At 40.1% G+C, this 5818-nt stretch carries 5 protein-coding genes; all 5 read right to left on the bottom strand.

The genetic code is table 11. The annotated features are described in order from the left end of the window. Nucleotides 1–17 precede the first annotated feature (17 nt). The 5 genes from BFU02S_RS14465 to BFU02S_RS14485 all read right to left on the bottom strand — a co-directional run bounded on the left by BFU02S_RS14465 (nt 18) and on the right by BFU02S_RS14485 (nt 5768). Nucleotides 18–956, bottom strand: a complete 939-nt coding sequence (locus BFU02S_RS14465; RefSeq protein ID WP_066372096.1) for an ABC transporter ATP-binding protein — start codon at nt 954–956, stop codon at nt 18–20. Then, nucleotides 957–2000, bottom strand: a complete 1044-nt coding sequence (locus BFU02S_RS14470) for an ABC transporter ATP-binding protein (RefSeq protein ID WP_066372108.1) — start codon at nt 1998–2000, stop codon at nt 957–959. A gap of 17 nt (nt 2001–2017) precedes the next feature. Further along, nucleotides 2018–3043: an oligopeptide ABC transporter permease gene (gene opp3C / locus BFU02S_RS14475; protein ID WP_066372099.1), complete on the bottom strand. Its 1026-nt coding sequence runs from the start codon at nt 3041–3043 to the stop codon at nt 2018–2020. Then, a complete protein-coding gene (opp3b, locus tag BFU02S_RS14480; protein ID WP_066372102.1) occupies nt 3040–3972 on the bottom strand; it encodes an oligopeptide ABC transporter permease in 933 nt (310 codons plus the stop codon). Before opp3b ends, opp3C begins: the two co-directional genes overlap by 4 nt. Before the next feature lie 113 nt (nt 3973–4085). Further along, the gene (locus BFU02S_RS14485; RefSeq protein ID WP_066372105.1) at nt 4086–5768 is read right to left on the bottom strand and encodes a peptide ABC transporter substrate-binding protein; all 1683 of its coding nucleotides are present in this window, start codon (nt 5766–5768) and stop codon (nt 4086–4088) included. Nucleotides 5769–5818: the final 50 nt, after the last annotated feature.

A 5818-nucleotide genomic window follows, 5' to 3' on the forward strand; every position in this document is an offset into this window, starting at 1 on the left:
CAGCCCCTTTTATTACTTTACTTTAATTTCATTTGATATTGTTTTAATTCTTTCTCAGAGCATAGAACAAAATGGCCTGGGCTAACTTCCCTAAATTCAACCGGTTCATTCAGCTCGTAATTATGGATAGCAGGATCATACGTTTTCCGTTTCCGGGTCCGTTCAGTGATTGGATCAGGTACCGGAATGGCTGATAATAGTGATTGCGTATATGGATGAAGCGGGTTCCGGTAAAGCTCTTCAGAAGGTGCAAGCTCAACCATTTTCCCGAAATACATAACTCCGATTCGATCACTAATATACTTTACCATTGAAAGATCATGGGCAATAAAGAGATAAGTTAGTCCTTTTTCATGTTGCAGCTTTTTCATCAGATTCACTACTTGGGCTTGAATCGATACGTCCAAGGCGGAAATAGGCTCATCTGCGATGATAAATTCTGGTTCAACTGCTAAAGCCCGAGCAATTCCAATCCTTTGCCGCTGGCCCCCGGAAAATTCATGCGGATAACGGTTTGCGTGTTCTTTATTTAATCCAACCGTTTCCAGCAACTCATATACACGATCCATTCGTTCCTTTTGGGATTTTGCGAGTCCGTGTATATCGATTCCTTCGGCAATGATATCTGCGATCTTTAATCTCGGATTTAAAGAGGCATATGGATCCTGGAAAATCATTTGCATTTTCCGATTGAATTCCTTTAGCTCCTTTTTTGACTTTCGGCCATGGACATTGACCCCGTTAAACAAAACCTCACCGTCAGTAGCATTGTATAGACGGATGATAGTCCGGCCGGTTGTAGATTTCCCACAGCCGGACTCACCTACCAATCCCATGACTTCTCCTTTATAAATATCAAAAGATACATTATCAACGGCTCTCACTTCATTCGGTTTACCCACATTAAAATATTGCTTTAAATTTTTGATCTCCAGTAATTTTTTGGTTTCGGCCATCTATTTTCCCCCCTTTACACCAACATACTGTTGCATTCGCCTCTTTACTGCTTCTGGCGGTTCAACTTTTGGTGCATTAGGATGTAAGAGCCATGTGGCAGCATAATGGGTGTCAGATACTTTGAAAAATGGCGGCTCTTGTTCTAAATCGATTTTCATAGCATATGGATTTCTTTGGGCGAACGCATCTCCTTTTGGAGGATCCAAAAGGTCAGGAGGTGTACCCGGAATCGAATATAGTTCCTCATCATTTGTTTCCATATCTGGCATAGAACTAATTAATCCCCACGTATATGGGTGCTTCGGATTGTAGAAAATTTCATCTGCCGTTCCAATTTCCACAATTTTCCCGCCATACATGACAGCCACCCGATCGGCCACATTGGCTACAACCCCGAGGTCATGGGTAATGAAAATAATCGAAGTATCAATTTTCTTTTGCAAATCCTTCATTAATTCAAGAATTTGTGCCTGGATCGTTACGTCTAGCGCAGTGGTCGGCTCGTCCGCAATCAGAACTTTCGGATTGCATGCTAAAGCGATCGCGATCACAACCCTTTGTCTCATCCCGCCCGAAAATTGATGTGGATACTGGTTCACCCTGATTTCCGGTTTTGGGATTCCTACCAGTTTTAATAATTCGATCGCTCTTTCCTTCGCAGCTTGCTTGCTCATTTTTTGATGCTTAATAAGCGGCTCCATAATCTGAGTGCCAATTTTCATCGTTGGATTCAAAGAGGTCATCGGATCTTGGAAAATCATTGAAATATCATGGCCGCGAATTTTTTGCATTTGCTTATCAGTCAGTTTGGTAAGATCTTTTCCGTCAAAAAGGATTTGTCCACTTTTAATTTCGGAATTCTGAGCTGGAAGCAGCCGCATGATTGATTTCGTTGTAACCGATTTACCAGAGCCGGATTCACCTACGATTGCAAGCGTTTCCCCTTTATATAAATCAAAGCTGACGCCCCGGATCGCCTTTACTTCACCAGCAAAGGTATGAAAGGAAATATTTAAATCCTTTACTTGTAAAATTTTCTCCACGTTCATTCACCTACCTTCTAATCGCGCATTTTTGGATCGAGTGCATCCCGAAGCCCATCAGCTACTAAGTTAAAGCATATCATGATTAAAGCAATCATAATAGAAGGGAAAATCATTTGAAAAGAATATGCAAGCATTTGCTTGTATCCTTCATTGACCAGCGTTCCTAATGACGCTTTTGGTTCCTGCAAGCCTAAACCAATGAAACTTAAAAATGCTTCAAAGAAAATCGCGTTTGGAATGGAAAACATTGTGTTAATAATGATGATTCCAAACATGTTAGGAATCATATGTTTGAAAATAATCGAGGTATTTGAAGCACCAAGGGTTCTTGCTGCTAAAACAAACTCCTGATTTTTAAATTTCAGTACTTGTGCACGCACAACCCTAGCCATACTTGTCCAACTTGTAAAGGTGATGGCGATAATAATTGGAACCATTCCAGGTTTTAAAACAAGAATCATTAATATAGCGACAACAAGATTCGGAATGCCGACAATAATCTCCAAGATTCGCTGCATAATACTGTCCGTTCGGCCGCCGATGTATCCAGAAACGGCCCCATACGTAACACCGATCAGCATATCGACTAATGCAGCCATAAAGGCAATGAACAGCGATACTTGTGTTCCCTTCCAAAGTCTAGCAAAAATATCGCGACCAAGTTCATCCGTACCAAACCAGTAATATTGCTTCACATGGCGGGCTTCATAGGCATTATAGGACGTTCCATCTTTTCTTGTTAATGTACCGTCAAATGGAAGCCAATGAATATGCTCTAATCCCTGTACCCGTGGCGGCAAGTCATGGTTATCCGTATTTTGCGTATCAAATTTATAGGGGGTGATGAGCGGTCCAACAAATGATAGAATCAACAAAATCACGATCACCACTAAACTGATGACTGCCCCTTTATTCTTACGGACTCGCAGCCAGGAATCCTGCCAAAAATTAAGGCTTGGCTTGGCGATTTTTTCACTTTTAGACGGATCAATATGGGCGGGTGCAAACATATCATTTGAAACTCGCTCTTTGTTAATCATTTAGCCTTCCCCCCCGAAATACGAATACGTGGGTCGATGATCCCATACAAAATATCAACAACTAATATAATGAACACAAATAAAGCGGCGAATAATATAGATGTTCCCATAATAACAGGATAATCGTTTGTCATAATAGATATCACGAATTGATCCCCAATGCCGGGAATTCCAAAAATATGTTCAATGACAAGAGAGCCTGTCATCAAACTTACTGCCAACGGTCCCATAACTGTAATCACTGGTATTAAAGCATTTCTTAATGCATGTTTTACACTAATTTCCCAATAGCTCGCACCCTTAGCCTTCGCAAGGGTAATATAATCGGATCCCAATACTTCAACCATTTCTGTTCGCATAAAACGAGCGGCAATGGAAATTGGAAACATCGCTAAAGCAATGGTAGGTAAGATTGTGTAGGTAGGACCATTCCAAAACATTACTGGAAGCCAGCCTAATTTTACGGCAATATAAAATTGCAATAGACCTGCGAATACGAAGTTTGGGATGGATTTACCAATAACAGCAATAAATGTGGCACCGTAATCGACCCAAGTGTTTTGTTTTAGGGCTGCTATCACACCCAAAACAATTCCAAGCAGTGCACCTACAATTAATGCTTGGGCACCAAGCTGAGCTGAAGGGCCAATGCGTTGAGCGAGAAGTTCTGTTACTGGAGTGTTATTAAACTGAAAGGAGACACCTAAATCGCCTTTTAACATATTCACTATATAATGAACATATTGAACAGGCACAGGCTGATCAAATCCATATTTAACCAACAATATATGGCGCTGGGTATCTGAAAGTTTTTCCCAGTTGTTAAAAGGGGTGCCTGGGATTAACTTCATGAGGAAAAAAGTAACGGATACAACAATAAATAAAGTGATAATCATATAGAGAACCCGTTGCAAGAGATATTTTACCATGCCCACACCTCCTAATTAATTAAATGTTCGACATTGTTCGACAATTCTGATACAGGTAAAAAGAGAGTATATTTTTTGATATACTCTCTTTCTATTTGGTTTAAAGTGGAACGTTATTTGTAAACTTTCACCCATTCGAAACTATAATCTGAATATGGGTTGTGTTGTAAACCTTTTACTTTCGGATTTACTAGAATGTTCACAGTACGTTGATAAAGCGGTACAAGAGCTGCATCATCTTCTAACAAGATTTTCTCAGCATCTTGAAGAGCTTTCCAGCGCTCATCCGGTTTAGCTGCCAAAGTAGTTTGGGCATCTTTTACCAATTTATCGTATTTAGGATCGCTGTAACTCATATGGTTTTGACCGCCACCAGTTAAGAATAGGTCCATGAAAGTCATAGGATCACCATAGTCTGGTCCCCAGCCGGCATGTAATAGGTCGTAATCTTGTTTATCTTCACGGTCAATACGGATTTTGAATGGAACACTTTGAATATTAACCGTTAAACCTGGGAGTGTTTTCTCTAATTGGTCTTTAATGAATGCATCTTCTTTCTTAGCAGTTTCAGTATCTTGGCCAACCATCGTGAATGTTATAGAAGTTTTTCCAAGTTCTTTTAAGCCTTGTTCCCAAAGTTTCTTAGCTTGTTCTTTATCTGTTTTCAGATAAGTACCTGCACCATCACGGAAGTCTTTGCCGTTATTGTAGGCAAACTCTTTTGGCACAATGTAGTTGGCCTCTTCTGAACCATTTGCCAATACGTTGTTCACATATTGTTTTCGATCGATGGCTAGAGCAAGTGCTTTACGAATATTTACGTTTTTCAACACAGGGTTGTTTTCGTTCAATTTCAACCACCACATAGATGGTTCAAGATATTGAACTAACTCTTTTGAACCTTGGTATTGAGAAATGATGGCTGATGAAGCAAGCCGTCCAGTAATATCTGCTTGTCCTGTAGTAAAGGCATTTACAGCTGCTTGCGGATCCTTTACAACGTTAAAGTTGATTTTCTTTAAAGTAACGTCTTTTGCATCCCAGTAAGTATCATTCTTTTCTAATGTCCATTTGTCAGCCGAAGTACCATCCCATTGAGTCAATTTAAATGGACCGTTATAAAGCAGGTGGGAAGCATCTTTCGCATAGTTTGCTCCTTGTGATTCTACAAACTTTTTGTTTTGCGGATAGAAAGCTGTGAAAGTTAATAGTGAATCAATATATGGAAGCGGTCTCACTAAATCGATTTCTAAAGTATAATCATCTAATGCTTTAATGCCTAAAGATGAAACTGGTGCTTTACCTTCACTGATTTCAGTTGCGTTTTTGATTTTATCTGTCATCATATATGGAACATATGGGGAAGCAGTTTTCGGATCGATTCCACGCTGCCAAGCATAAACAAAGTCGTTGGCAGTTACTGGATCACCATTTGACCATTTCGCATCTTTTCTCAACTTAATGGTTAATACGGTTTTATCTGCATTATATTTCGGCATCCCTTCAGCAATATCTGGAATTACCTTCTTACCTGTCTGATCCAGACGATACAAGCCTGCGTTTACTTGAGAAAGGATCTCGCTGCCAAGAACATCTTGGTTCATGACGCTGTCTAAAGTTGGAATTTCAGCAGTTTCCAAGACATTGATTTCTTGTTTGGCTGCCAGCTGGCCAGCTGAGCCGTCAGTATTCTTGCCTTTGCTGCTATCGCTGCTGGAACTGCCGGAGCATGCGCCTAAAAACATACTTGTGGCTAGTGTTGATGCCAATAGTAGTGAAAGTTTTGATTTCTTCACTAGTAGACCTCCCTTTTCTATTATTATGAAAAATTACCACATTTCTTATT

This window comes from Neobacillus fumarioli NBRC 102428 (assembly GCF_001591485.1).
Lineage (GTDB): Bacteria > Bacillota > Bacilli > Bacillales > Cytobacillaceae > Neobacillus > Neobacillus fumarioli.

Coding starts and splice junctions, on each gene's coding strand:
- opp3b (WP_066372102.1), bottom strand. CDS start 3,972: ATGGTAAAATATCTCTTGCAACGGGTTCTCTATATGATTATCACTTTA.
- opp3C (WP_066372099.1), bottom strand. CDS start 3,043: ATGATTAACAAAGAGCGAGTTTCAAATGATATGTTTGCACCCGCCCAT.
- BFU02S_RS14465 (WP_066372096.1), bottom strand. CDS start 956: ATGGCCGAAACCAAAAAATTACTGGAGATCAAAAATTTAAAGCAATAT.